The 25,889-nt window shown below is 70.2% G+C and carries 31 protein-coding genes; 29 read left to right on the forward strand and 2 right to left on the reverse strand.

Annotated elements, in window-relative coordinates; translation table 11 throughout:
* The first annotated feature begins 7 nt into the window (after positions 1–7).
* The 24 genes from rplX (at position 8) to glmM (ending at position 16,645) form a co-directional block, all read left to right on the forward strand.
* Positions 8–319, forward strand: coding sequence for a 50S ribosomal protein L24 (rplX, locus tag ACFC1F_RS05995; protein WP_148644962.1), 312 nt, complete (start codon positions 8–10; stop codon positions 317–319).
* A complete protein-coding gene (gene rplE / locus ACFC1F_RS06000) occupies positions 319–888 on the forward strand; it encodes a 50S ribosomal protein L5 (RefSeq protein ID WP_030300393.1) in 570 nt (189 codons plus the stop codon). The genes rplX and rplE overlap by 1 nt, the downstream gene beginning before the upstream one ends.
* 4 nt (positions 889–892) lie before the next feature.
* Complete coding sequence (locus tag ACFC1F_RS06005) at positions 893–1,078, forward strand: type Z 30S ribosomal protein S14 (protein WP_030393303.1); 186 nt, start codon at positions 893–895, stop codon at positions 1,076–1,078.
* A 282-nt stretch (positions 1,079–1,360) separates the two neighbouring features.
* A complete protein-coding gene (gene rpsH, locus ACFC1F_RS06010) occupies positions 1,361–1,768 on the forward strand; it encodes a 30S ribosomal protein S8 (protein WP_030232489.1) in 408 nt (135 codons plus the stop codon).
* A 22-nt stretch (positions 1,769–1,790) separates the two neighbouring features.
* On the forward strand, positions 1,791–2,330 hold the full coding sequence (gene rplF, locus ACFC1F_RS06015) for a 50S ribosomal protein L6 (RefSeq protein WP_376155996.1): 540 nt from the start codon (positions 1,791–1,793) through the stop codon (positions 2,328–2,330).
* 3 nt (positions 2,331–2,333) lie between these two features.
* Positions 2,334–2,717 (forward strand): 50S ribosomal protein L18, encoded by a 384-nt coding sequence (rplR, locus tag ACFC1F_RS06020; protein ID WP_209414075.1) that lies wholly within the window; start codon positions 2,334–2,336, stop codon positions 2,715–2,717.
* A gap of 48 nt (positions 2,718–2,765) precedes the next feature.
* Complete coding sequence (gene rpsE / locus ACFC1F_RS06025; RefSeq protein WP_030055834.1) at positions 2,766–3,389, forward strand: 30S ribosomal protein S5; 624 nt, start codon at positions 2,766–2,768, stop codon at positions 3,387–3,389.
* Positions 3,389–3,571, forward strand: coding sequence for a 50S ribosomal protein L30 (gene rpmD, locus ACFC1F_RS06030; RefSeq protein ID WP_030300409.1), 183 nt, complete (start codon positions 3,389–3,391; stop codon positions 3,569–3,571). The genes rpsE and rpmD overlap by 1 nt, the downstream gene beginning before the upstream one ends.
* Position 3,572: 1 nt before the next feature.
* Positions 3,573–4,025, forward strand: coding sequence for a 50S ribosomal protein L15 (rplO, locus tag ACFC1F_RS06035; RefSeq protein WP_209414076.1), 453 nt, complete (start codon positions 3,573–3,575; stop codon positions 4,023–4,025).
* 320 nt (positions 4,026–4,345) lie between these two features.
* A complete protein-coding gene (gene secY / locus ACFC1F_RS06040) occupies positions 4,346–5,656 on the forward strand; it encodes a preprotein translocase subunit SecY (RefSeq protein ID WP_148644394.1) in 1,311 nt (436 codons plus the stop codon).
* On the forward strand, positions 5,656–6,309 hold the full coding sequence (locus tag ACFC1F_RS06045; protein ID WP_148644395.1) for an adenylate kinase: 654 nt from the start codon (positions 5,656–5,658) through the stop codon (positions 6,307–6,309). The genes secY and ACFC1F_RS06045 overlap by 1 nt, the downstream gene beginning before the upstream one ends.
* Positions 6,310–6,436: 127 nt before the next feature.
* Positions 6,437–7,276, forward strand: coding sequence for a type I methionyl aminopeptidase (map, locus tag ACFC1F_RS06050; RefSeq protein WP_209414081.1), 840 nt, complete (start codon positions 6,437–6,439; stop codon positions 7,274–7,276).
* A gap of 128 nt (positions 7,277–7,404) precedes the next feature.
* On the forward strand, positions 7,405–7,830 hold the full coding sequence (mscL, locus tag ACFC1F_RS06055; protein ID WP_209414082.1) for a large conductance mechanosensitive channel protein MscL: 426 nt from the start codon (positions 7,405–7,407) through the stop codon (positions 7,828–7,830).
* Between the two features lie 168 nt (positions 7,831–7,998).
* Positions 7,999–8,220: a translation initiation factor IF-1 gene (gene infA / locus ACFC1F_RS06060; RefSeq protein WP_003956442.1), complete on the forward strand. Its 222-nt coding sequence runs from the start codon at positions 7,999–8,001 to the stop codon at positions 8,218–8,220.
* Positions 8,221–8,276: 56 nt separating this feature from the next.
* On the forward strand, positions 8,277–8,390 hold the full coding sequence (gene rpmJ / locus ACFC1F_RS06065) for a 50S ribosomal protein L36 (RefSeq protein WP_003956441.1): 114 nt from the start codon (positions 8,277–8,279) through the stop codon (positions 8,388–8,390).
* Positions 8,391–8,569: 179 nt separating this feature from the next.
* Entirely contained in the window at positions 8,570–8,950 is a 381-nt protein-coding gene (gene rpsM / locus ACFC1F_RS06070) for a 30S ribosomal protein S13 (RefSeq protein ID WP_148644398.1), read from the forward strand.
* Positions 8,951–9,022: 72 nt separating this feature from the next.
* On the forward strand, positions 9,023–9,430 hold the full coding sequence (gene rpsK / locus ACFC1F_RS06075) for a 30S ribosomal protein S11 (protein WP_030232513.1): 408 nt from the start codon (positions 9,023–9,025) through the stop codon (positions 9,428–9,430).
* A gap of 145 nt (positions 9,431–9,575) precedes the next feature.
* A complete protein-coding gene (locus tag ACFC1F_RS06080; RefSeq protein ID WP_030055844.1) occupies positions 9,576–10,598 on the forward strand; it encodes a DNA-directed RNA polymerase subunit alpha in 1,023 nt (340 codons plus the stop codon).
* 129 nt (positions 10,599–10,727) lie between these two features.
* Positions 10,728–11,207, forward strand: a complete 480-nt coding sequence (rplQ, locus tag ACFC1F_RS06085) for a 50S ribosomal protein L17 (RefSeq protein ID WP_209414083.1) — start codon at positions 10,728–10,730, stop codon at positions 11,205–11,207.
* Positions 11,208–11,300: 93 nt separating this feature from the next.
* Positions 11,301–12,203, forward strand: coding sequence for a tRNA pseudouridine(38-40) synthase TruA (truA, locus tag ACFC1F_RS06090; RefSeq protein ID WP_307853258.1), 903 nt, complete (start codon positions 11,301–11,303; stop codon positions 12,201–12,203).
* Positions 12,204–12,244: 41 nt separating this feature from the next.
* On the forward strand, positions 12,245–13,903 hold the full coding sequence (locus ACFC1F_RS06095) for an ABC-F family ATP-binding cassette domain-containing protein (RefSeq protein WP_376156002.1): 1,659 nt from the start codon (positions 12,245–12,247) through the stop codon (positions 13,901–13,903).
* A 210-nt stretch (positions 13,904–14,113) separates the two neighbouring features.
* Positions 14,114–14,557 carry a 50S ribosomal protein L13 gene (gene rplM / locus ACFC1F_RS06100; protein ID WP_030055846.1) on the forward strand — a complete coding sequence of 148 codons (444 nt, stop codon included), beginning with the start codon at positions 14,114–14,116 and terminating at the stop codon, positions 14,555–14,557.
* Positions 14,558–14,603: 46 nt separating this feature from the next.
* A complete protein-coding gene (rpsI, locus tag ACFC1F_RS06105; protein ID WP_148644401.1) occupies positions 14,604–15,107 on the forward strand; it encodes a 30S ribosomal protein S9 in 504 nt (167 codons plus the stop codon).
* Between the two features lie 173 nt (positions 15,108–15,280).
* Positions 15,281–16,645 (forward strand): phosphoglucosamine mutase, encoded by a 1,365-nt coding sequence (glmM, locus tag ACFC1F_RS06110; RefSeq protein WP_209414085.1) that lies wholly within the window; start codon positions 15,281–15,283, stop codon positions 16,643–16,645.
* 60 nt (positions 16,646–16,705) lie between these two features.
* On the opposite strand, the gene coaA is transcribed toward glmM, so the two are convergent.
* Positions 16,706–17,701 (reverse strand): type I pantothenate kinase, encoded by a 996-nt coding sequence (gene coaA, locus ACFC1F_RS06115; RefSeq protein ID WP_148644403.1) that lies wholly within the window; start codon positions 17,699–17,701, stop codon positions 16,706–16,708.
* Between the two features lie 99 nt (positions 17,702–17,800).
* Here coaA and glmS point away from each other — a divergent pair, with 99 nt between their 5' ends.
* Positions 17,801–19,657, forward strand: a complete 1,857-nt coding sequence (gene glmS / locus ACFC1F_RS06120; RefSeq protein WP_148644404.1) for a glutamine--fructose-6-phosphate transaminase (isomerizing) — start codon at positions 17,801–17,803, stop codon at positions 19,655–19,657.
* A 173-nt stretch (positions 19,658–19,830) separates the two neighbouring features.
* Here the strand turns inward: glmS and ACFC1F_RS06125 are convergent, their stop codons facing one another.
* Positions 19,831–20,388, reverse strand: a complete 558-nt coding sequence (locus tag ACFC1F_RS06125; protein ID WP_376156004.1) for a Uma2 family endonuclease — start codon at positions 20,386–20,388, stop codon at positions 19,831–19,833.
* Between the two features lie 133 nt (positions 20,389–20,521).
* On the opposite strand from ACFC1F_RS06125, the gene ACFC1F_RS06130 reads away from it, so the two are divergent.
* The 4 genes from ACFC1F_RS06130 (at position 20,522) to ACFC1F_RS06145 (ending at position 25,819) form a co-directional block, all read left to right on the forward strand.
* Entirely contained in the window at positions 20,522–20,890 is a 369-nt protein-coding gene (locus ACFC1F_RS06130) for a holo-ACP synthase (RefSeq protein ID WP_307853259.1), read from the forward strand.
* Positions 20,891–20,900: 10 nt separating this feature from the next.
* Positions 20,901–22,394: an NAD(P)H-hydrate dehydratase gene (locus ACFC1F_RS06135; RefSeq protein WP_376156006.1), complete on the forward strand. Its 1,494-nt coding sequence runs from the start codon at positions 20,901–20,903 to the stop codon at positions 22,392–22,394.
* A 576-nt stretch (positions 22,395–22,970) separates the two neighbouring features.
* Positions 22,971–24,281, forward strand: coding sequence for an alanine racemase (gene alr, locus ACFC1F_RS06140; protein WP_376156007.1), 1,311 nt, complete (start codon positions 22,971–22,973; stop codon positions 24,279–24,281).
* Positions 24,278–25,819: an alpha/beta fold hydrolase gene (locus ACFC1F_RS06145; RefSeq protein ID WP_376156008.1), complete on the forward strand. Its 1,542-nt coding sequence runs from the start codon at positions 24,278–24,280 to the stop codon at positions 25,817–25,819. The genes alr and ACFC1F_RS06145 overlap by 4 nt, the downstream gene beginning before the upstream one ends.
* Positions 25,820–25,889: the final 70 nt, after the last annotated feature.

The raw sequence follows: 25,889 nt of genomic DNA on the forward strand, positions 1-25,889 counted from the left end.
GAACAGCATGAAGATCAAGAAGGGTGACCTGGTCCAGGTCATCACCGGCAAGGACCGCGGCAAGCAGGGCAAGGTCATCCAGGCCCTCCCCGCCGAGAACAAGGTCCTGGTCGAGGGTGTCAACCGGGTCAAGAAGCACACCAAGCCGGGCCCGGGCACTCAGGGTGGCATTGTCACCGTCGAGGCCCCGGTGCACGTCTCCAACGTCCAGCTGGTCGTGGAGAAGGACGGCAAGAAGGTCGTCACCCGCGTTGGCTACCGCTTCGATGACGAGGGCAACAAGATCCGCGTTGCCAAGCGAACCGGTGAGGACATCTGATGTCTGAGACGTCTGTTGAGAAGGTGACCCCCCGACTCAAGGAGCGTTACAACTCCGAGATCAAGGGTCAGCTGCAGGAGCAGTTCTCGTACGAGAACGTCATGCTGACGCCCGGCCTGGTCAAGGTCGTCGTCAACATGGGTGTCGGCGAGGCCGCCCGTGACAGCAAGCTGATCGAGGGCGCGATCCGCGACCTGACCGCGATCACCGGTCAGAAGCCGGCCGTGACCAAGGCTCGCAAGTCCATCGCGCAGTTCAAGCTGCGCGAGGGCCAGCCGATCGGCACCCACGTCACCCTCCGTGGTGACCGCATGTGGGAGTTCCTGGACCGTCTGGTGTCGCTGGCCCTGCCGCGTATCCGTGACTTCCGTGGTCTCTCCCCCAAGCAGTTCGACGGCCGTGGCAACTACACCTTCGGTCTGACCGAGCAGGTCATGTTCCACGAGATCGACCAGGACAAGGTCGACCGTCAGCGCGGTATGGACATCACCGTCGTGACCACCGCTCAGACCGACGACGAGGGCCGGGCGCTCCTGCGCGCTCTGGGCTTCCCGTTCAAGGAGGCGTGAGCCAATGGCGAAGAAGTCCCTCATCGCGAAGGCCGAGCGGAAGCCGAAGTTCGGCGTCCGGGCCTACACCCGGTGCCAGCGCTGCGGCCGTCCGCACTCGGTGTACCGCAAGTTCGGCCTCTGCCGTGTCTGCCTCCGTGAGATGGCGCACCGCGGCGAGCTGCCGGGCGTGACCAAGAGCTCCTGGTAATCCAGGACGTTCTCGTCAGCTAGCGAAGCAGAGGTGCCCGGCCCCACACCGCCCACGCTGTTCTTTGAGCAGTTTTGGGCTCCCGTACGGAATCCCGTAAGGTAGTGGGGTCGGGCCCCCTGTCACGGCCGCCCCATGGCGGCAGGTGATCCTCTTTGGAGGGCTCGCACCCAGTCTTACGACGCCGCAGGTCCCCTGCGTCTGTGCCCCTGCCGCACTCCCCGGAGTGCGGCAGGGGGACCTGGCGCGGAGAAACCACGGCGAGAGAGGCCTGAGGCCATCATGACCATGACCGACCCCATCGCAGACATGCTCACGCGTCTGCGTAACGCGAACTCGGCGTACCACGACACCGTGGCGATGCCGGCCAGCAAGATCAAGGCGCACGTCGCCCAGATCCTGCAGCAGGAGGGGTACATCTCCTCCTACAAGGTTGAGGAGCCCGTCGAGGGCGAGGTCGGCAAGAAGCTGACCATCGAGCTCAAGTTCGGCCCCAACCGTGAGCGCTCGATCGCTGGCATCAAGCGGATCAGCAAGCCGGGCCTGCGGGTCTACGCAAAGTCCACCAACCTGCCGAAGGTTCTCGGCGGCCTGGGCGTGGCGATCATCTCCACGTCCTCCGGTCTCCTCACCGACAAGCAGGCAGCCAAGAAGGGCGTAGGCGGAGAAGTTCTCGCCTACGTCTGGTAATTCGGGAAACGGAGGTACAGCAATGTCGCGCATTGGACGGCTGCCCATCCCGGTTCCCGCCGGCGTGGACGTCACCATCGATGGCCAGGCGGTCTCGGTGAAGGGCCCGAAGGGCACCCTCACCCACGTTGTCGCCGCGCCGATCGAGATCGGCAAGGGCGAGGACGGCACTCTGGCTGTCACCCGCCCCAACGACGAGCGTCAGTCGAAGGCCCTGCACGGCCTGACCCGCACGCTGGTGGCGAACATGATCACCGGCGTGACCGCGGGCTACCGCAAGTCGCTGGAGATCAGCGGTGTTGGTTACCGAGTCGCTGCGAAGGGCTCCGACATGGAGTTCCAGCTCGGCTACAGCCACCCGATCCTGGTCGAGGCCCCGGAGGGCATCTCCTTCGTGGTCGAGTCGCCCACCAAGTTCCACGTGGACGGCGTCGACAAGCAGAAGGTCGGCGAGGTCGCCGCGAAGATCCGCAAGCTGCGCAAGCCCGACCCGTACAAGGCCAAGGGCGTCAAGTACGCGGGCGAGGTCATCCGCCGCAAGGTCGGAAAGAGTGGTAAGTAAGCGATGAGCGTCTCTGTCAAGATCGGCAAGGGCAACGCCTACAAGAGCGCCGCTCGCAAGCGCCGCGCGATCCGCGTTCGCAAGCGCGTCGTCGGCACCGAGGTGCGTCCGCGCCTCGTCGTGACGCGTTCGAACCGTCACATGGTCGCCCAGGTCATTGACGACGCCAAGGGTCACACCCTGGCGTCGGCGTCCACTCTCGACGTGTCCATCAAGGGCGTCGAGGGCGACAAGACCGAGCTGGCCAAGAAGGTCGGGAGCCTGGTCGCCGAGCGCGCCAAGGCCGCCGGCATCGAGTCGGTCGTCTTCGACCGCGCGGGCAACCGGTACGCAGGCCGCATCGCCGCTCTGGCCGATGCTGCCCGTGAGGCCGGGCTCGACTTCTAAGCCGCTCGTCGGCTCAGTCGACGGACGTAATCGAGAGAGGTAATTCCAATGGCTGGACCCCAGCGCCGCGGTAGCGGCGCCGGCGGCGGCACCGGCGGTGGCGAGCGGCGCGACCGTAAGCGTGACGACCGGGGTAACGCCCCCGCCGTCGAGAAGACCGCTTACGTCGAGCGTGTCGTTGCGATCAACCGTGTCGCCAAGGTTGTCAAGGGTGGTCGTCGTTTCAGCTTCACCGCGCTGGTCGTGGTGGGCGACGGTGACGGCACCGTGGGTGTCGGTTACGGGAAGGCGAAGGAGGTTCCGGCCGCCATCGCCAAGGGTGTTGAGGAGGCCAAGAAGAACTTCTTCAAGGTTCCCCGTATCCAGGGCACCATCCCGCACCCGATCCAGGGCGAGAAGGCTGCTGGCGTCGTGCTCCTGAAGCCGGCTGCCCCCGGTACCGGTGTTATCGCCGGTGGCCCGGTGCGTGCCGTGCTGGAGTGCGCGGGCATCCACGACATCCTGTCGAAGTCGCTCGGCTCCGACAACGCGATCAACATCGTGCACGCCACCGTGGCCGCTCTGAAGGGCCTCGTGCGCCCCGAGGAGATCGCTGCCCGTCGTGGCCTGCCGCTGGAGGACGTGGCTCCCGCCGCTCTGCTGCGGGCTCGTGCTGCAGGGGTGAGCGCCTGATGGCTCGCCTGAAGATCACGCAGACCAAGTCCTACATCGGCAGCAAGCAGAACCACCGCGAGACGCTGCGCTCGCTGGGTCTGAAGCGCATGCACGATGTGGTCGTCAAGGAGGACCGTCCCGAGATCCGCGGGATGGCCCAGACCGTGCGTCACCTCGTCACGGTCGAGGAGGTGGACTGAGATGGCTGACTCGCCGATCAAGGTGCACAACCTGCGTCCCGCCCCGGGTGCCAAGACCGCCAAGACCCGTGTCGGTCGTGGTGAGGGCTCCAAGGGTAAGACCGCCGGTCGTGGCACCAAGGGCACCAAGGCCCGCTACCAGGTTCCGCAGCGCTTCGAGGGTGGCCAGATGCCGCTCCACATGCGCCTGCCGAAGCTGAAGGGTTTCAAGAACCCGTTCAAGATCACGTTCCAGGTCGTCAACCTCGACAAGCTGGCCGAGCTCTACCCGCAGGGTGGAGAGGTCACGGTCGAGGACCTGGTCGCCAAGGGCGCGGTTCGCAAGAACTCCCTCGTCAAGGTGCTCGGCACCGGCGAGATCTCGGTTGCCCTGCAGGTGACGGTTGACGCCGTCTCCGGCTCCGCCGCCGAGAAGATCACCGCCGCCGGCGGTACCGTCACCGAGCTCGTCTGAGCCCGCTGACTTCCCACGAGCCCCGCACCCCCTTCGGGAGGTGCGGGGCTCGTGTCGTTCCGGTGGTCGTCCTGTCGGCGTCCCCGGTAGGTGCGGCCCTCGTTCTTTTGTGTGGCAAACCCGGGCATCCCGTACCCCGTGAGTGGGGGAGGGGCCGTACGCGCTTCTTTCGAGTGGCCGCGCACTGTTAGAGTCCGTGGAGTTCCCTTGTAGGCTGCGCGTAGGCTCGCCTGTGCCGTCTGTACGGGGGCCCGAACCGAAAACTCCCCATTCAGGACCGACCCTCCCGCCGACGACGCGCGGGAGGCGCAGGAGGCACCGTGCTCAGTGCGTTCGCGCGGGCGTTCCAGACGCCCGACCTGCGCAAGAAGCTGCTGTTCACGCTGGGCATCATGGTGCTGTTCCGGCTGGGCTCCCACATCCCGGTACCCGGGGTGGACTTCCAGGCCGTCAACGCCTGTGTGAAGGAGACCAAGAACAGCGGTCTGTTCGGGCTCGTCAACCTGTTCAGCGGTGGCGCGCTCCTCCAGCTGACGATCTTCGCGCTCGGCATCATGCCGTACATCACGGCCAGCATCATCCTCCAGCTCCTCACCGTCGTGATCCCGCGACTCGAGGCGCTGAAGAAGGAGGGGCAGGCCGGTACCGCGAAGATCACCCAGTACACCCGGTACCTGACCATCGCGCTCGCCGTGCTCCAGGGCACCGGCATCGTGGCGACGGCCTCCAGTGGCGCGCTCTTCTCCGGTTGTGTCTACGCCAACCAGATCGTGCCCGACACCGGGGTGTTCCGGATCGCCGTCATGGTCCTCACCATGACCGCCGGCACCACCTTCATCATGTGGCTCGGCGAGCTGATCACCGACCGCGGCATCGGCAACGGCATGTCCCTGCTGATCTTCACCTCGATCGCGGCGCAGTTCCCGTCCTCGATGTGGGCGATCAAGCAGTCCGGCACCATCGGCGGCGGCTGGGTCGAGTTCCTCTCCGTGGTCGCGGTCGGCGTCATCGTTGTGATGCTGGTCATCTTCGTGGAGCAGGCGCAGCGCCGGATCCCGGTCCAGTACGCGAAGCGGATGATCGGCCGCCGGGCCTTCGGCGGCACTTCGACCTACATCCCGCTCAAGGTGAACCAGGCCGGTGTCATCCCGGTCATCTTCGCCTCGTCCCTGCTGTACATCCCCGCCCTGGTGGTCCAGCTGACCAACAGCCAGGCGAGCTGGGCGACCTGGATCAGGACGAACTTCGTCAAGGGTGACCACCCGATCTACATGGCCACCTACTTCCTGCTGATCGTCTTCTTCGCCTTCTTCTACGTCGCCATCTCCTTCAACCCCGAAGAAGTTGCCGACAATATGAAGAAGTATGGTGGGTTCATCCCGGGTATCCGGGCCGGCCGACCGACGGCCGAGTACCTGAACTACGTGCTCACCCGCATCACGTGGCCGGGTTCGCTCTACCTGGGCCTGATCGCGTTGATCCCGATGATCGCCCTGGTCGCCTTCGGACAGCAGACCAACTTCCCGTTCGGCGGCACCAGTGTTCTCATCGTCGTCGGCGTCGGACTCGAAACTGTGAAGCAGATCGAGAGCCAGCTCCAGCAGCGCAATTACGAAGGGTTCCTCCGCTGATGCGTATCGTCCTCGTCGGGCCTCCCGGGGCCGGGAAGGGTACTCAGGCGCACCTGCTCGCCAAGACCCTGTCCATCCCCCACATCTCCACCGGTGACCTGTTCCGCGCCAACATCGGTCAGGGCACCCCGCTGGGGCTCGAGGCCAAGAGCTACATGGACGCGGGTCGCCTGGTGCCGGACGAGGTCACCATCGGGATGGCCAAGGACCGCATGCTCCAGCCCGACGCGGCCAAGGGCTTCCTGCTCGACGGCTTCCCCCGCAACCTGGGCCAGGCCAAGGCGCTGGACGAGTTCCTCGCCGAGCAGGGCATCGCGCTGGACGGCGTGCTGGACCTGGAGGTCCCGGAGGACGAGGTCGTCCGCCGCATCGCCGGTCGCCGGCTCTGCCGCAACGACGGCGGCCACGTCTTCCACGTGGACTACAACGCGCCGAAGACCGAGGGCGTCTGCGACGAGTGCGGCGGCGAGCTGTACCAGCGCTCGGACGACACCGAGGAGAAGGTGCGCACGCGCCTGGAGGTCTACCACACGGAGACCGAGCCGATCATCGACTACTACGCCCAGCAGGGCCTGGTGGCGACGATCCCGGCCCTCGGCAAGGTGGACGAGGTGACCCAGCGCGCGATCGAGGCGCTGAAGCAGGACAGCTGAAGTCTCAGTGACGTACGTACGGCCGCGCTCCCGCTCCGGGCAGCGCGGCCGTACGGCGTCGTACGGTGGAACGAGTGCACGGCCGCCCGGCAAGGACCGGGCGGGAACCCAAGGAAGGCGTGACCAGATGGTGGAGATCAAGACCCCCGAGCAGATCGCGAAGATGCGAGCGGCCGGGCTGGTCGTCGCCGAGGCGCTGAAGGCCTGCCGCGAGGCGGTCGCTCCGGGGGTGACCACCCAGGAGCTCAACGACGTCGCGGACAAGGTCATCACCGACCACGGCGCCACCTCGAACTTCCGCGCCCACCACGGCGGGCTCTGGTTCCCCGGGGTGATCTGCGCCTCGGTCAACAACGAGGTCGTCCACGGCATCCCGGGCGAGCGGGTGCTCCAGGAGGGCGACGTCATCTCGATCGACTGCGGTGCCATCCTGGACGGCTGGCACGGCGACGCGGCGATCACCGTGGCGGTCGGCGAGGTCCGGCCCGAGGTCGAGATGCTGAGCCGGGTCACCGAGGGCTCGATGTGGGCCGGCATCGCCCAGATGAAGAAGGGCAACCGCCTGGTCGACGTCTCCAAGGCGATCGAGGGCTTCATCCGGCGCCAGCCGCTGCCGCCCAAGGGCAAGTGGGGCATCACCGAGGGCTACGGCGGCCACGGCATCGGCACGGCGATGCACATGGAGCCGCACGTGCTGAACTACGTCGAGCGCGGCCGTGGCAAGGGCCCCAAGCTGATCCCCGGCACCGTGCTGGCGATCGAGCCCATGGTCTCGCTCGGCACCCCGCACACCACCGTGCTGGAGGACGAGTGGACCGTCGTGACCAACGACGGCACCTGGGCCTCGCACTGGGAGCACTCGGTGGCCGTGACCGAGCAGGGCCCGCTGGTGCTGACCGCCTTCGACGGCGGCAAGGCCGAGCTGGCGAAGCTGGGCATCACCGCAGCTCCGGACCCCCTGGCGTAGCCGGAGCGGGGCCCAACTGCCCCGTCTGACAAGGGATCAGAGCCCTGGAGGTTTGGACCTCCAGGGCTTTTGTCCTATTTTTATCGGCTGGCAGTGGCTTCAGCGGCTTCGAACGGCAGGAGAGTGCAGTGCTCAAGGGATTCCGCGACTTCATGATGCGCGGCAACGTGGTCGACATGGCCGTCGGTGTGGTCATCGGTGCCGCCTTCACCGGCGTGGTGACCGGCTTCGTGTCGGCGTTCCTCACCCCGCTGGTGGGTGTGGTGGTCGGCGCGGCCGGCGACTTCAGCTCGTACAAGGCGAACGTGGCCGGGGTCGTCTTCCCGTACGGGCAGTTCCTCAACGTGCTGATCGCGTTCTTCATGACCGCCGCGGTGCTGTACTTCTGCGTCGTGCTGCCGGTGACCAAGGCCACCGCGCGGTACATGCCGAAGAAGCCGAAGACCCCGAAGCGCCCCTGCCCCGAGTGCCTGACCGAGATCCCCGAGGCCGCCCGCCGTTGCTCGGCCTGCACCGCGCACGTCGAGCCGCTGGTGATCGCCGCCCAGCGGTGACACCGGGCCCCGGTTTTGGCGCATCCCACGGGCTGGCGTAGGATGGACCGTCGGCTCACTCGTAGCGTGCTTCAGCACGCCCTCTTCCCTCACGGGTCGGGGTGAACCCAGGTTCGCACGAGCGTGCCGCATACGGTAGCCGGTCCCGGAAGGTGGATCTCGCAGTTCATGGCTAAGAAGCAAGGCGCCATTGAGATCGAGGGCACCGTGATCGAGTCTCTTCCGAACGCGATGTTCAAGGTCGAGCTGCAGAACGGTCACAAGGTCCTCGCGCACATCAGCGGCAAGATGCGCATGCACTACATCCGCATCCTGCCGGACGACAGGGTCGTCGTGGAGCTCAGCCCCTACGACCTCACGCGCGGCCGGATCGTCTACCGCTACAAGTAAGAGAAATCATCGCCTCGCGGCGGTGGCGTCAGATCTAGACCCGGAGAACCTGAGACATGAAGGTCAAGCCGAGCGTCAAGAAGATCTGCGACAAGTGCAAGGTGATCCGCCGTCACGGCCGGGTCATGGTGATCTGCGACAACCTGCGCCACAAGCAGCGCCAGGGCTGATTGCTCTCCCCCAGCATTTCTCGTAGTACTTCGCGCGACGCGAAAACGTCATAAGCGGGCTACCCGATCCGCCCTTCGCTGGGCGGACTGCCGCCCCCGGTCAGAGGCCGGGGCTCCCTCACCGTGAGGTGTCGGAGTAGGTAGCACGCAAGACCTCTGAAGAAACACAGGAGCCTTGAATGGCACGCCTCGCCGGCGTTGATCTCCCCCGTGAGAAGCGGATCGAGATCGCCCTTACCTACGTGTACGGCATCGGCCGTACCCGCGCCCAGCAGACCCTGGCCGAGACCGGTGTCAACCCGGATGTCCGCGTTCGCGACATCACCGAGGAAGACCTGGTCAAGCTGGGCCAGTACATCGACGCCAACTACACGGTCGAGGGTGACCTCCGCCGTGAGGTGGCCGCCGACATCCGCCGCAAGGTCGAGATCGGCTGCTACGAGGGTCTGCGTCACCGCCGTGGCCTGCCGGTCCGCGGTCAGCGCACCCACACCAACGCGCGTACCCGCAAGGGCCCGCGTCGCGCGATCGCCGGCAAGAAGAAGCCGGGCAAGAAGTAGTCCGTCCCGTAACCGGACATCCCTCCGGCCCGCGGGTCAGCGGACCGACCACCTCAGTAGGAGAACAGACTTATGCCCCCCAAGGGTCGTCAGGCTGCCGGCGCGAAGAAGATCCGCCGCAAGGAAAAGAAGAACGTCGCTCACGGCCACGCGCACATCAAGAGCACGTTCAACAACACCATCGTTTCGATCACCGACCCCGCGGGCAACGTGATCTCCTGGGCCTCCGCCGGTCACGTCGGCTTCAAGGGCTCGCGCAAGTCCACCCCGTTCGCCGCGCAGATGGCCGCCGAGGCCGCTGCCCGTCGCGCGCAGGAGCACGGCATGCGCAAGGTTGACGTCTTCGTCAAGGGTCCGGGCTCCGGCCGCGAGACCGCGATCCGTTCGCTCCAGGCCACCGGCCTGGAGGTCGGCTCGATCCAGGACGTCACCCCCACCCCGCACAACGGCTGCCGTCCGCCGAAGCGCCGCCGCGTCTGACGCAGCGCCTTCGGGCACGCAGTACCTGCTTCACACCTCGTACGGGGTCCCGCGCAGCGATTCGTCGCTGCCGGCGGGACCCCGTACGCTTGGTCCTGTCGGCATCAAATAGTGGGTGCCGAAGACAACTGGAGGAACATCCCTCATGCTTATCGCTCAGCGCCCCTCGCTGACCGAAGAGGTCGTCGACGAGTTCCGCTCGCGGTTCGTGATCGAGCCGCTGGAGCCGGGCTTCGGTTACACCCTCGGCAACTCCCTGCGCCGCACCCTCCTCTCGTCGATCCCCGGCGCTGCTGTCACCAGCATCCGCATCGACGGTGTCCTGCACGAGTTCACCACCGTGCCGGGCGTCAAGGAGGACGTCACCGACCTCATCCTGAACATCAAGCAGCTGGTCGTCTCCTCGGAGCACGACGAGCCGGTCGTGATGTACCTGCGCAAGCAGGGCCCGGGTGTGGTCACCGCCGCCGACATCGCCCCGCCGGCCGGTGTCGAGGTGCACAACCCCGAGCTGGTCCTGGCCACGCTGAACGGCAAGGGCAAGCTGGAGATGGAGCTGACCGTCGAGCGCGGTCGCGGCTACGTCTCCGCCGTGCAGAACAAGGCCTCCGGCCAGGAGATCGGCCGCATCCCGGTCGACTCGATCTACAGCCCCGTGCTGAAGGTCACCTACAAGGTCGAGGCCACCCGTGTCGAGCAGCGGACCGACTTCGACAAGCTGATCGTCGACGTCGAGACCAAGCCCGCCATGCGCCCGCGTGACGCCATGGCCTCGGCCGGCAAGACCCTGGTGGAGCTGTTCGGTCTCGCCCGCGAGCTGAACATCGACGCCGAGGGCATCGACATGGGCCCGTCCCCGACGGACGCCGCCCTGGCCGCCGACCTGGCGCTGCCGATCGAGGAGCTGGAGCTCACCGTTCGGTCGTACAACTGCCTCAAGCGCGAGGGCATCCACACCGTGGGTGAGCTCGTCGCCCGCTCCGAGGCCGACCTGCTCGACATCCGCAACTTCGGTGCGAAGTCGATCGACGAGGTCAAGGCGAAGCTGGCCGGCATGGGCCTGGCCCTCAAGGACAGCCCGCCCGGGTTCGACCCGACCGCCGCGGCCGACGCCTTCGGCGCCGACGACCTGGACGACGCGGGTTACGCGGAGACCGAGCAGTACTGAGTTTGAACCGTGGGAACGGCCGCTTCGGCGGCCGTTCCCGTGGGTCGATGAAAGTCCTGCGGACACAGTGTCCACAGGCCCGTTGCGGTACCTGGTACGGCCGCAGTCGGAGATTCGAGGAGTAATTCCATGCCGCGTCCCACCAAGGGTGCCCGCCTCGGCGGCGGCCCGCACCACGAGCCCCTGCTGCTCGCCGGTCTGGCCCGTGAGCTGTTCCAGTACGGCCGCATCACCACCACCGAGGCCAAGGCCCGTCGCCTGCGCCCGCTGGCGGAGAAGCTGATCACCAAGGCGAAGAAGGGCGACATCCACAACCGTCGCCTGGTCCGCAAGACGATCACCGACATCGCCGTGCTGCACACCCTCTTCACCGAGATCGCGCCGCGCTACGAGAACCGCCCGGGTGGCTACACCCGCATCACCAAGATCGGTCCCCGTCGTGGCGACAACGCCCCGATGGCCGTGATCGAGCTGGTCGAGGCGCTGACCGTCGCGCAGACCGCTGTCGGCGAGGCCGAGGCCGCCACCAAGCGCGCCGTCAAGGAGGCCGACGAGGCCGCCGCCGTCGAGACCAAGGCCGACGAGGCCGAGGCCGCCGAGCAGGCCTGACACCTCCAGGTGTTGCGGGCCCGCCCTCCCATTCGTGGGGGAGCGGGCCCGTTCCCCGTTTTGGGCAGAAGAAGCAGTCCCGGGAGGGAAGCAGTGGTCAACGATTGCGCCGAGCGGCCGCCGGTGAAGGACGGTCCGGCGGACGGGTACGTCCGGGTCCGGCTCGACCTCGCCTACCAGGGCGCCGAGTTCTCCGGCTGGGCCCGCCAGCGCGGCGGGCGGCGGACGGTGCAGGAGGAGATCGAGACCGCGCTGCAGATCGTCACCCGCAGCACCGAGCTGTACCCGCTGACCGTGGCCGGCCGCACCGACGCCGGGGTGCACGCCCGCGGCCAGGTCGCGCACGTCGACCTGCCGGAAGCCCTGTGGGCCGAGCACCGGGAGAAGCTGCTGCGCCGGCTGGCCGGGCGGCTGCCCGGGGACGTCCGGATCTACCGGCTCGGCGAGGCTCCGGCCGGCTTCGACGCCCGCTTCTCCGCGATCTGGCGCCGGTACGCCTACCGGGTCGCCGACCACCCCGGCGGGGTGGACCCGCTGCTGCGCGGGCACGTGCTCTGGCACGACCGGCCGCTGGACGTCGAGAAGATGAACGCGGCCGCCGCGCTGCTGCTGGGCGAGCACGACTTCGCCGCCTACTGCAAGAAGCGCGAGGGCGCGACCACCATCCGCACCCTGCTGGAGCTGCACTGGGACCGCGTCCCGGTGGATTCCTACGCCTCGCAGGAGGGCTCGCTGGCGGTCGCGACCGTACGGGCGGACGCCTTCTGCCACAACATGGTGCGGGCACTGGTCGGCGCGATGCTGCTGGTCGGCGACGGTCACCGGCCGGTGGAGTTCCCCGGCGAGGTGCTGGCCGGCGGGGTGCGCAACTCCGCGGTCAACGTCATCCGGCCGTACGGGCTGACGCTGGAGGAGGTCGGCTACCCGGCCGACGACCAGCTCGCCGAGCGCAGCCGGCTGGCCCGTCGGATCAGGACCCTGCCGGGCCGCCCGTAATCCGTTTTGGCCCACGGCCGCGGCTTGGGACAATCTCCCTCATGGGACACGTCGAGATTTCGCACCTTGAGTACTACCTGCCGGACGGGCGGGTGCTGTTCGACGACGCGTCCTTCCGGGTCGGCGAGGGCGCCGCGGTCGCCCTGGTGGGGGCCAACGGCGCCGGCAAGACCACGCTGCTGCGCATGATCGCGGGCGACATCCAGCCGCACGGCGGCTCGGTGACCATCAGCGGCGGCCTCGGCGTGATGCGCCAGTTCGTCGGCACCACCGGCCGCGAGGACCAGGCGCAGACGCCGGGCGCGCTGCCCGCCGACGCCTCCGTCCGCGACCTGCTGGTCTCCGTCGCCCCGGAGCGGATCGCCGTCGCGGCCCGCGCGGTGGACGCGGCCGAGCTGGCGATGATCGCCCAGGACGACGAGAAGACGCAGATGGCGTACGCCCAGGCGCTCTCCGACTGGGCCGACGTCGGCGGCTACGACTACGAGACCGACTGGGACGTCTGCACCATGGCGGCCCTCGGCATGCCCTTCGACAAGGCCCAGTGGCGCGGCCTGAACACCCTCTCCGGCGGCGAGCAGAAGCGCCTCGTCCTGGAGGCGCTGCTGCGCGGCCCCGAAGAGGTGCTGCTGCTGGACGAGCCGGACAACTACCTGGACGTCCCGGGCAAGCGCTGGCTGGAGGAGGCCATCCGGGCCACTTCGAAGACCGTGCTGTACATCTCCCACGACCGCGAGCTGCTCTCCCGGACGGCGGAGAAGATCATCAGCGTCGAGTCCGGCGCGGCCGGCAGCAGCGTCTGGGTGCACGGCGGCGGCTTCGACACCTTCCACGACGCCCGCAAGGCCCGGTTCGAGCGCTTCGAGGAGCTGCGCCGCCGCTGGGACGAGGAGCACGCCAAGCTGAAGAAGCTGGTCGTCACCCTGCGCCAGGCCGCCTCGGTCAGCCACGAGATGGCCTCCCGCTACTCCGCGGCCCAGACCAGGCTGAAGAAGTTCGAGGACGCCGGCCCGCCGGAGACGCCGCCGCGCGAGCAGACCATCACCATGCGCCTCAAGGGCGGCCGGACGGGCGTGCGCGCGTTCACCATGGAGCGCCTGGAGCTCACCGGCCTGATGAAGCCGTTCGACCTGGAGGTCTTCTACGGCGAGCGGGTCGGCGTGCTGGGCTCCAACGGCTCCGGGAAGTCGCACTTCCTGCGGCTGCTCGCCGGGGACGAGACGGTCGCGCACACCGGCGCGTGGAAGCTCGGCGCCCGGGTCGTACCGGGCCATTTCCGGCAGACCCACGCCCACCCGGAGCTGTTCGGCCGGACGGTGCGCTCGATCGTCGAGGAGGAGCACGCGCTCAGCCGCGGCGCCGCCATGGGCGCGCTGCGCCGGTACGAGCTGGACCGGCAGGAGGAGCAGAAGTTCGAGTCGCTGTCCGGCGGACAGCAGGCCCGGCTGATGATCCTGAAGCTCGAACTCTCCGGTGTGACGGCCCTGTTGCTCGACGAGCCGACCGACAACCTGGACCTGGAGAGCGCCGAGGCGCTCCAGGCGGGCCTGGAGGCGTTCGACGGCACGGTGCTCTGCGTCACGCACGACCGCTGGTTCGCCAAGACCTTCGACCGATTCCTGGTGTTCGGCGCGGACGGCCGGGTCTACGAGTCGCCCGAGCCGGTCTGGGACGTCACCCGGGTCGAGCGCGACCGCTGAGCGTTTTTGACCCGCCCGGGGTGGCCCGGTAGGCTGGGTGCTTGTTGTGCGTATTGGCTCGCTCTATCTCACGTGAGAGGTCGGTACGCCGGAGATACCAGGTCGGCGACCCAGCGGCCCCCCTTGAATTGCGTCCAAGGCGGCCAGGCTGATGCCCTCGACCGGGTGCTCCTGTCAGGACTCACTCACTGAAAAGCAGAGGCTACGACCGTGCGTACGTACAGCCCCAAGCCCGGCGACGTCCAGCGTCAGTGGCACGTCATCGACGCGACCGACGTCGTGCTCGGCCGCCTGGCCTCCCAGGCCGCCAACCTCCTCCGGGGCAAGCACAAGGCGATCTACGCGCCGCACGTTGACACCGGTGACTTCGTCATCATCATCAACGCGGACAAGGTGCACCTGTCGGGTAACAAGAAGACCCAGAAGCTGGCCTACCGCCACAGCGGTTTCCCGGGCGGTCTCCGCTCGGTCCGCTACGACGACCTCCTGGCGAACAACCCGGAGAAGGCCGTCGAGAAGGCCATCAAGGGCATGATCCCCAAGAACTCCCTGGGTCGCCAGATGCTCTCGAAGCTGAAGGTCTACTCGGGCGACCAGCACCCGCACGCTGCCCAGCAGCCGGTGCCGTTCGAGATCACCCAGGTCGCGCAGTAACTCCGGCCACCTAGCCCCCCAACACTGAAAAGAGCTGAGGAACCCCGTGGCCGAGACCACTGAAACCCTTGAGGTCGACTTCGACGAGACCGTCGTCGAGGGCGAGTACACCTCCGAGGAGAGCTACACCTCCGAGTCGCTGGCCGGTCGCTTCGGCGAGGCCGTCCCCGGCGCCGGCCTTGGCCGTCGCAAGGAGGCGATCGCCCGCGTGCGCATCGTCCCCGGCACCGGCGTCTGGAAGATCAACGGTCGCACCCTGGAGAACTACTTCCCCAACAAGGTGCACCAGCAGACCGTGAACGAGCCCTTCAAGCTGCTGGAGCTCGACGGTCGTTACGACGTCGTCGCCCGCATCTCGGGTGGCGGCACCTCCGGTCAGGCCTACGCGCTGCGCCTCGGCGTCGCCCGTGCCCTGAACGAGGCCGACGTGGACAACAACCGCGCCGCCCTCAAGAAGGCCGGCTTCCTGATGCGTGACGCCCGTGCCGTCGAGCGCAAGAAGGCCGGTCTGAAGAAGGCCCGCAAGGCGCCGCAGTACAGCAAGCGCTAATTGCGCCCCAGGGGTGTGTACCGCCCTGGTGGTCACACCCCTGGTTGCGCTCTCACGCCCCGGAGTACCCCGTGTACTCCGGGGCGTCGTGCTCCCCGGCCACGGTGCGGAGGCCGGGGAGCGATCGGATTCACTGCCGGGCACTGCCGGCAGCAGCGATGGAGGACGGGACTGTGGGACGACTCTTCGGTACGGACGGCGTACGCGGTGTGGCCAACGAGGGGCTGACGGCCGAGCTGGCGCTCGGGCTGTCGGTCGCGGCGGCGCACGTACTCGGTGAGGCGGGGGCCTTCGACGGCCACCGGCCGGTCGCGGTCGTCGGCCGCGATCCCCGGGCCTCGGGCGAGTTCCTGGAGGCCGCGGTCATCGCCGGCCTGGCCAGCGCGGGCGTCGACGTGCTGCGGGTCGGTGTGCTCCCCACCCCGGCGGTCGCGTACCTCACCGGCGCGCTCGGCGCCGACTTCGGCGTCATGCTCTCGGCCAGCCACAACGCCATGCCGGACAACGGCATCAAGTTCCTCGCCCGCGGCGGCCACAAGCTGGACGACCGCATCGAGGACGCGATCGAGACGCACTACCGGACGTACTCCGTCGGCAGCGACGAGTGGAAGCGCCCGACCGGCGCCGCCGTCGGCCGGGTCCGCGAGTACACCGAGGGCTTCGACAAGTACGTCGCCCACCTGATCGGCGTGCTGCCCAACCGCCTGGACGGCATCCGGGTCGTCATCGACGGCGCCCACGGCGCGGCCGCGTACGTCGCCCCCGAGGCCTTCGCCCGGGCCGGCGCCGAGGTCGTCCACACCCTGGGGGCCGAGCCCACCGGCCTCAACATCAACGACGGTGTCGGCTCCACCCACCTGGACCGGCTGCGCTCCGCCATGAAGGAGTACCGGGCCGACCTCGGCATCGCGCTCGACGGCGACGCCGACCGCTGCCTGGCCGCCGACGCGGACGGCAACGAGGTCGACGGCGACCAGATCATCGCGATCCTGGCCGTCGCCATGAAGGAGGCCGGCACGCTGCGCGGCAACACCGCCGTCGCCACCGTGATGTCCAACCTGGGCTTCAAGCTGGCGATGGAGCGCGAGGGCATCGAGCTGGTGCAGACGGCGGTCGGTGACCGCTACGTGCTGGAGGCGATGAAGGAGCACGGCTTCGCGCTGGGCGGCGAGCAGTCCGGCCACGTCATCCTGCTGGACCACGCCACCACCGGCGACGGCACCCTGACCGGCCTCATGCTGGGCGCCCGGCTGGCCGCGACCAAGCAGCCGCTGGCCGACCTGGCCGCCGTGATGACCCGGCTCCCGCAGCTGCTGATCAACGTCAAGGGCGTCGACAAGAGCCGGGTGAAGAGCAGTCAGGAGCTGGCCGCCGCGGTCGCCGAGGCCGAGGCCGAGCTGGGCTCCACCGGCCGGGTGCTGCTGCGCCCGTCCGGCACCGAGCCGCTGGTCCGGGTGATGGTGGAGGCCGCCGACCAGGTGCAGGCCAAGGCCGTCGCCGAGCGGCTGGCCGAGGCCGTCCGGACCCACCTGGGCTGACCGCCGGTCAAGCGCGAAGGCCCCCGCCGTGGTTCACGGCGGGGGCCTTCCGGCGTTCCGTCAGAGCTTGCGCAGCAGGGCGCGGCGGACCTTGTGGTCCGGGCCCTTCTGCAGGATCAGGGTGGCGCGGCCGCGGGTGGGCAGCACGTTCTCCAGCAGGTTGGGCTTGTTGATGGTGCGCCAGACCTGGCGGCCGTACTCCATCGCCTCCTCCTCCGGCACCTCGGTGAACCGGCGGAAGTAGGAGTTCGGGTCCTGGAAGGCGGTGTCGCGCAGCTTCTTGAAGCGGGAGAGGTACCAGCTCTCGATGTCGTCGGTACGGGCGTCGACGTAGATCGAGAAGTCGAAGTAGTCCGCGACGGCGAGGCGGGTCCGGCCGTCGGTGCCGGGCAGGGCCGGCTGGAGCACGTTCAGGCCCTCGACGATCAGGATGTCCGGGCGCTCCACGGTGAGCCGCTCGCCCTGCACGATGTCGTACACGAGGTGCGAGTAGACCGGGGCGGTCACCCGCTCCTTGCCGGCCTTCACGTCCGCCACGAACCGCATCAGCGCGCGGCGGTCGTACGACTCGGGGAACCCCTTGCGCGCCATCAGGCCGCGCCGGCGCAGCTCGGCGTTGGGCAGCAGGAAGCCGTCGGTGGTGACCAGCTCGACCCGGGGGTGCTCGGGCCAGCGGGCCAGCAGCGCTTGGAGCAGGCGGGCGGTGGTGGACTTGCCGACCGCGACCGAGCCGGCCACGCCGATGATGAACGGCGTGCGGGTGCGCTCGGTGTCCGGCGTGTCCAGGAAGGTGCCCAGCGCGCCGCGAAGGTCGTGCGTCGCGTGGATGTAGAGGTTCAGCAGCCGGGACAGCGGCAGGTAGACGTCGCGGACCTCGTCCAGGTCGAGGGCGGTGCCCAGGCCGCGCAGCCGTTCCACCTCCTCGGCGGTCAACGGCAGCGGCGTACGCTCGCGCAGCGCGCTCCACTCCGCCCGGCTGAGGTCCACGTAGGGGGACGGTGACGGGCCGGGCGTGGCGGCGCCCCGCGTACAGAGTTCGGTCAGCACATGCTCCATTGTGGGCCGTAGCGGCGTTCACGGTGGCTGTGGTGTCGGTCACGCGCTGTGGGTGGAGCGTGGGATGAGGGCGTCCTGGGCGCCCTTATGCTGGCACGCATGTGCGGAATCGTTGGATATGTGGGCGCTCAGCCCGCCCTTGATGTAGTAATCGCAGGCCTGCAGCGCCTGGAGTACCGGGGCTACGACTCGGCCGGTGTCGCGGTGCAGGTGCAGGGCTCCGACGGGCAGTGGAGCCTGGCCACCGACAAGCGGGCGGGCAAGCTCGCCAACCTGCAGAAGTCGCTCGCCGAGACCCCTCTCCCCGGCGGCACCACCGGCATCGGCCACACCCGCTGGGCCACCCACGGCGGCCCGACGGACGCCAACGCCCACCCCCACCTGGACGACGCCGCCCGGGTCGCGGTGGTGCACAACGGCATCATCGAGAACTTCGCCCAGCTGCGGGCCGAGCTGGCCGAGCGCGGCCACACGCTGCGCTCGGAGACCGACACCGAGGTCGTGGCGCACCTGCTGGGCGAGGTGTACGAGGGCGACCTGGCCGAGGCCATGCGGGTGGTCTGCCGCCGGCTGGACGGCGCCTTCACCCTCGTCGCCGTGCACGCCGACGCGCCGGACGTCGTGGTCGGCGCCCGCCGCAACTCGCCCCTGGTGGTCGGGCGCGGCGAGGGCGAGAACTTCCTCGCCTCGGACGTCGCCGCGTTCATCGCGCACACCCGCGAGGCCATCGAGCTGGGCCAGGACCAGGTCGTCGAGCTGCGCCGCGAAGGCGTCACGGTGACCAACTTCGACGGCACCCCCGCCGACGTGCGCGAGTACCACGTGGACTGGGACGCCTCGGCCGCCGAGAAGGGCGGCTACGACTACTTCATGCTCAAGGAGATCGCCGAGCAGCCGAAGGCCGTCGCCGACACCCTGCTCGGCCGGATCGGCACCGACGGCCGGCTCACCCTGGACGAGCTGCGGATCTCCGACGCCGACCTGCGCTCGGTCGACAAGGTCGTCATCGTCGCCTGTGGCACCGCGTTCCACGCGGGCATGATCGCCAAGTACGCGATCGAGCACTGGACCCGCATCCCGTGCGAGGTCGAGGTCGCCTCCGAGTTCCGCTACCGCGACCCGATCATGGGCCCGGGCACGCTGGTCATCGCGATCTCGCAGTCCGGCGAGACCATGGACACCCTGATGGCGCTGCGGCACGCGCGCGAGCAGGGCGCCAAGGTGCTGGCGATCTGCAACACCAACGGCTCCACCATCCCGCGCGAGTCGGACGCGGTGCTGTACACGCACGCGGGCCCCGAGGTCGCCGTCGCCTCCACCAAGGCGTTCCTGACCCAGCTGGTGGCCTGCTACCTGGTCGCCCTCTACCTGGGCCAGGTGCGCGGCACCAAGTGGGGCGACGAGATCTTCACGATCATCCGCGAGCTGGGTGACGCGCCGAAGCAGGTCGAGCAGGTGCTGGAGACCATGGAGCCGGTGCGCGAGCTGGCCCGCTCCCTGGCGGACGCCCGTTCGGTGCTGTTCCTGGGCCGGCACGTCGGCTTCCCGGTCGCCCTGGAGGGTGCGCTCAAGCTCAAGGAGCTGGCGTACATGCACGCCGAGGGCTTCGCGGCGGGCGAGCTGAAGCACGGGCCGATCGCGCTGATCGAGGAGGGGCTGCCGGTCGTGGTGGTCGTTCCCTCGCCGCGCGGACGGTCGATCCTGCACGACAAGATCGTCTCCAACATCCAGGAGATCCGGGCCCGTGGCGCCCGCACGATCGTGATCGCGGAGGAGGGCGACGAGGCGGTCGTGCCGTACGCGGACCACCTGATCCGCATCCCGGCGACGCCGACCCTGCTCCAGCCGCTGGTCTCCACCGTGCCGCTGCAGGTCTTCGCCTGCGAGCTGGCCACGGCCAAGGGCCACGAGGTGGACCAGCCGCGCAACCTGGCGAAGTCGGTCACCGTCGAGTAGTAGCCGGTGCCGGGCCCCTGCGGTGGTTGCGCCCTGCCGCAGGGGTCCGGTGTTGGGCCCTGCGGTAGGGGTCGGGTGTTGCGTTGCGCCTGCCGTAGAGGTCCGGTGTGGGGCTGCGCTCTGCCGCAGGAGTCCGGTTTTGCGTTGTGCTCTGCCGCAGGGGCCGGGTGGTCCTACCGCAGGGGCCCGGTGTCGAGGGTGAAGGAGAAGGGGGCGGGCAGGTCGAGCGGCTTGCCGAAGTCGACCTGGCTGTGGGCGGTGTAGTCCTCGCCCTCCGGGTCGGTGAACAGGGTGGCCTTGGCTTCGCTGCGGTCGACCAGCAGGTAGCAGGGGACGCCGGCGGCGGCGTAGCCGTGCCTCTTGGCCGTGCGGTCCTTGACCGGGTTGGTCGACGTCACCTCGAAGACCAGCAGGACACCGGCGGCGTCCGCCCAGGAGCCGGCGTTCTCGAAGTGGCCGACCGGGGCGATCGTGCCGTCGGGGACAAACCGGCCCTTGGGGGTGATCAGCCCCTTGTTCCCCGAGAGATCGAACTCGACCTCGGCCTTCCGCATGAACTGCCTGTTGAGCAGCGAGAACGCGGTCTCGTGCGAGCCGTCCGGCGGCGGCGTCACGACGATCTCCCCTTCGACCAGCTCGGCCTTGAACCCGGGCGGCGTGTCCAGCTCCAGGAATGCCTGGAGGAGGTTGTCCTGGTCCAGCGGACGCTCGACGGCCGGCATGGCGACCATGGCCCTTCTCCCTCCTGCTGGTCCGTGCACCTGTCTGCCTTGCGAGCGACACGGTAGGCCTACGGACCGACACCGGTGGGGGATCGAAGTGGTTGTCACTCGAAAGTGTCCCGCAAAGCCGGAGGAGCAGCAGGTGATCATCGGGGTCGGGATCGACGTGGCCGCCATCGACCGGTTCGGGGCCGCGCTGGAGCGCACGCCGGGGATGGCGGAGCGGCTGTTCACACCGGGGGAGCTGCGGCTGCCGTCGGGGGAGCGGCGGGGCGCGGCCTCGCTGGCGGCGCGGTTCGCGGCCAAGGAGGCGCTGGCCAAGGCGCTCGGCGCGCCGGGCGGGCTGCACTGGACGGACGCCGAGGTGGTGACCGCCGACTCCGGCCGGCCGGAGCTGCGGGTGCGGGGGACGGTGGCCGCCCGGGCGGCCGAACTCGGCGTCGGCTCGTGGCACGTGTCGCTCAGCCACGATGCGGGCGTAGCGTCGGCGGTAGTCATCGCCGAGGGTTAAGGGCTTTTGCATGCGCCGCGCTCACCGTGTCGAAGAGGTCCGGGTCGCCGAGGCCGAACTGATGGCCCGCCTGCCGGAGGGGACCCTGATGCAGCGGGCCGCCGCCGGTCTCGCCGCCACCTGCGCCCGGCTGCTGACGCGCCGTCGCGGCCGGGTCTACGGCAGCCGGGTGGTGGTGCTCGCGGGCAGCGGCGACAACGGGGGTGACGCCCTGTACGCCGGTGCGGCTCTGGCCCGGCGCGGTGCGCGTGTGACGGCCGTGCTGCTCTCCCCGGCGCGCGCCCACGCGGGAGGTCTGGCCGCCCTTCGGGCGGCACACGGGCGAGTCGTGTCGGAACAGGAAGTCGGCCTGGCCGACTTCTCGTGCGCGGACCTGGTGCTGGACGGCATCGTCGGCATCGGCGGGCAGGGCGGCCTGCGTCCGGAGGCGCAGCCCTACGCGCGGGCCGCGCGGCGCGGCGTGGTGGTGGCCGTGGACGTGCCCAGCGGGGTGGACGCCGACACCGGCGAGGTGGCGGGCGTGGCACTGCGGGCGGACGTCACGGTCTGCTTCGGAACGTACAAGCCGGGGCTGCTGATCGACCCGGGCGCCGCGTACGCGGGGGCCGTGCAGCTGGTGGGGATCGGGCTGGACCTGCCGCCGGCCGGGGTGGAGGCGTTGCAGCACGCCGAGGTGGGGGCGCTGCTGCCGGAGCCCGGGGCGGAGAGCGACAAGTACCGGCGCGGCGTCGTCGGGGTCGCGGCAGGCTCGGCGACGTACCCGGGGGCGGCGCTGCTCGCGGTCGCCGGGGCGCTGCACGGCGGCGCGGGTGCGGTGCGGTACGTCGGGACGGCGGCCGAGGAGGTGGTGCGGCGCTTCCCGGAGGCGCTGGTCACCGAGGGCGGACCGGCCGGCGCCGGGCGGGTGCAGGCCTGGGTGGTCGGCCCCGGCGGCGGCGAGGGGGCGCGGCAGGCCCTCGCCGAGGCGCTGGCGAGCGACGTGCCGGTGCTGGTGGACGCGGACGGCCTCACCGAGCTGGGCCGGCTCGGCCCGGACGCGCTCGCCGGGCGGACGGCTCCCACGCTGCTCACCCCGCACACGGGCGAGGCGGCGCGGCTGCTGGCCGGGGTGTACGGCACCACCCCGCCGGCCGCCGACGACCTGGCCGCCGCCCGGTTGACCACCGCGCGTCGGCTCGCCTCGGCGTACCGGGCGACGGTGCTGCTGAAGGGCTCCACCACGGTGGTCGCCGACCCGGGCGGGGTGGTGCGGGTCAACCCGACCGGTACCTCGTGGCTGGCCACGGCGGGCAGCGGCGACGTGCTCGCCGGCCTGGCCGGTTCCCTGCTCGCGGCCGGCCTGCCCGCTCTGGACGCCGCCTCGGTGGCCGCCTACCTGCACGGCCTCGCCGGCCGGCATGCGGCCGGCGCCCCGGGGGCACCGGTCACGGCGTTGCAGGTCGCCGCCGCGCTCCCGGTGGTGTGGCGCGACGTACGGGCCTCGGCGGGGAGCACGGGCGAATAGACCGACCGGTCTACATAGTTCCTGGTTGGTGGGGTGTGGAGTCTGTAGACCGGTCTGCATAATCCTGGCTCTGCGGTGTCTTGCGGCGGGGCTGGTCGGAGTGGGAAGTCGGCGGGGCCGACTTTTGGTGTGGGGCGGGTGCGGGGCGGGTGCGCGTGCGGGGAGGCGTCGGGCTTCCCGGGGTGGGCATCTGTAGACCGGTCTACATAGTTCCGGTGCGAGTGGGGCGGCGGTCGGCTGCCGGGCGGAGTGGGAAGTCGGCGGGGCCGACTTTTGGTGCGGTGCGGTGCGGTGCGGTGCGGTGCGGGTGCGGCGGGCGGTCAGGCGTTGCGCCTCCCCGGGGCAGGCATCTGTAGACCGGTCTACATAGTCTCCCGCGCGGCCGGTCGACGGCCGGCCGGCGTGGGGATCGGGCTGGGGACCGGAGTAGGAAGTCGGTCGGTCCGACTTTCCACTCCGCGGGGGTGCAACCAGCGGTGATACGTGGGCGTCCAGAACAGCGGGGTGGGGCGTGGGGGCCGCCGCGCCGACGGGCCGTTCGGCGAGGACTCCGGGACGTCTGGGAGACTGACCCTGATGACAACTGCGAAGACGACCGGCACGGCCACCCTCACCGACGGCGTACCGGCCGAGGCGACCATTGATCTGGCTGCCCTGCGTGGCAACCTGGCCGCGCTGCGCGAGCGCGTGGGCGGGGCAGCGGTGATGGCCGCGGTCAAGGCGGACGCCTATGGCCACGGCGCGGTCCGGTGTGCCCGCGAGGCGGTCGCCGCAGGGATCGGCTGGATCGGCACGGCGCTCCCGCAGGAGGCGCTGGCGCTGCGCGCTGCCGGCATCCGCCCGGACCAGGCCCGCATCCTCTGCTGGCTCTGGACGCCCGGTGGTCCCTGGCGCGAGGCGCTGCTCGCCGATGTCGACGTCTCCATCAGCGGACAGTGGGCGCTGGACGAGCTGCTGGCCGCCGTCCGGACGACCGGCGTCGCGGCCCGGGTGCACCTGAAGGCCGACACCGGTCTCGGCCGCAACGGCTGCCAGCCGCACGACTGGCCCGAGCTGGTCGCCGCCGCCCGGCATGCCGAGGCGGAGGGCCTGCTCACGGTGGTCGGCATCTGGTCGCACTTCGCGGCCGCCGACGAGCCCGGACACCCGTCCATCCAGGCCCAGCTGGACTCCTACCGCGAGGCCCTGAACGTCGCCGAGACGGCCGGGCTGCGCCCCGAGGTCCGGCACCTCGCGAACTCGCCGGCCTCCCTGCTGCTCCCGCAGTCGCACTACGACATGGTGCGCACCGGCCTGGCCATGTACGGGCTGTCGCCCGTCCCGGAGGTCGGCACGCCCGCGGACTTCGGCCTGCGCCCGGTGATGGCGCTGACCGCCCGGCTGGCGCTGGTCAAGCACGTCCCGGGCGGGCACGGGGTCAGCTACGGCCACCACTACACGACGCCGGGCCCGACCACGCTGGGCCTCGTCCCGGTCGGCTACGGCGACGGCATCCCCCGGCACGCCAGCGGGACCGGCCCGGTGCAGATCGCGGGCAAGTGGCGGACCGTGGCGGGCCGGGTGGCGATGGACCAGTTCGTCGTCGACCTCGGCGGGGACACCCCGGCGGTCGGCGACGAGGTGCTGCTGTTCGGCAACGGCGAGCAGGGCGAGCCGACCGCCGAGGACTGGGGCCGCGCCTGCGGCACCATCTCGTACGAGATCGTGACCAGGATCGGCGCCCGGGTGCCGCGCCGCTACGTCGGAGGCATCGCCGAGGACCCGCTCGCGGTGGACCGGTTGGCCGGGGGCCGGCTCGCCGTGGACCCGCTGACGGTGGACCGGCTCGCCATGGACCTGTTGCGCGTCCACGGTGACGGCCGGTTTGCCGAGGGCCCGCGCGCATGAGCGAGGAGCCCGGCTCCGGTCCGGTGGCGGCGGTGGCCAAGGCCGCCGGCGCGGCGTCCGGGGTGAGCCGGGCGGGTCTGATCGGCATCTCGGTCGGCGTGGTCGCGGCCGGTGCGGCCGCCGGTGTGGCGATCGAGCGGCTGACGGTCGGCCGGGCCACCCGCCGCCGGGCCCGCGCAGAACTGGACGCCAACGCCCCGTACGGCTCGCTGCGTGGACGCCCCTGCACGGTGACCGCCGCCGACGGTACCGAGCTGTACGTAGAGCTGGACGGCACGGGCTGGCCCGAGTCCGTCCGGCTGCGCCCCGCGCCGACCGGGCCGGAAGCCGGCCCGGAGACGGGCGGGGAGACGCGTACGGCAGTAGGCACGGCAGTCGGCGTGGAAACCAGGCCGGAGCCCACGGCGGTGGTCCGGCGAGGCCGGCTCACCCGCCGACGCACGGACGCCCCGGACATCCCGGACGCCGCGGACATCCCCGATACGCCTGACGCCGGTGGCACGGTGGACCGCACCGGCCTGCCGGGTCTGCTCGGCGGCTCCGGCGCCCTCGTCCGGGCCGGCCGCCGCCCCGGCCTCGCGGCCGCGGCAGCAGCGACTGCCGCCACAGCCGCCACAGCCGCCGCCGATGCCCCGGACTCGCCCGGTGCCGCCGGCACCGAGCCCCTGACCGTGGTCTTCTGCCACGGTTACTGCCTCAACCAGGACAGCTGGCACTTCCAGCGCGCCGCCCTGCGGGAGGGCATGCGCCTGGTCTTCTGGGACCAGCGCAGCCACGGCCGTTCCGAGCGCTCCCGCTCGTACCTGGCCGGCGAACCCGCGAGCATCGACCAGCTGGGCGGGGACCTCAAGGCCGTGATCGACGCCGTCGCACCGACCGGGCCGCTGGTCCTGGTCGGCCACTCGATGGGTGGCATGACGGTGATGGCGCTGGCCGACCAGCACCCGGAGCTGTTCCGGGAGCGGGTCGCCGCGGTCGCCCTGATCGGAACCCTCGCGGGGGACTGGGACGCCGTCACCCTCGGCCTGCCGGCGGCCGGGGCCCGGCTGTTCAAGAAGGTCGCGCCGGGTGTGATGAAGCTGCTCGGCCGGCAGGTCGAGCTGGTGGAGGCGACCCGTCGGATGGGCGCGGACGTCAGCGCCGTCTTCTACCGGAAGTTCTCCTTCGGCGGCAAGGACGTCGACCCGGGCGTGGTCCGGTTCGCCGAGCAGCTGTTGGACGCCACCCCGATCGACGTGGTCGCCGAGTTCTACCCGGTCTTCGGGGCGCACGAGAAGTCCGCCGCACTGGCCGCCCTGCGCGGCATCCCCACGTTGGTGCTGGCCGGGACCAAGGACCTGCTGACCCCGCCCGGCCACAGCGAGGCGATGGCCGAGCGGCTGCCCGGAGCCGAACTGGTCCTGGTCGAGGACGCGGGCCACCTGGTGATGCTGGAGCGCCCCGGCCTGGTCGACCAGCGCCTGGCCGCCCTGCTCAAGCAGGCGGTCGACTTCCGGCGGGCGGCGCCGTTGCCGCCCTCGGTGAGTGACCTGATCTGAACACCCGGCGGGCCCCGGCCCCGAGGGGGGGGGGCCGGGCCCCCGCGGGGAGGGCCGACCCCGGGGGGCC

Source organism: Kitasatospora sp. NPDC056181 (assembly GCF_042266225.1).
Classification (GTDB): domain Bacteria; phylum Actinomycetota; class Actinomycetes; order Streptomycetales; family Streptomycetaceae; genus Kitasatospora.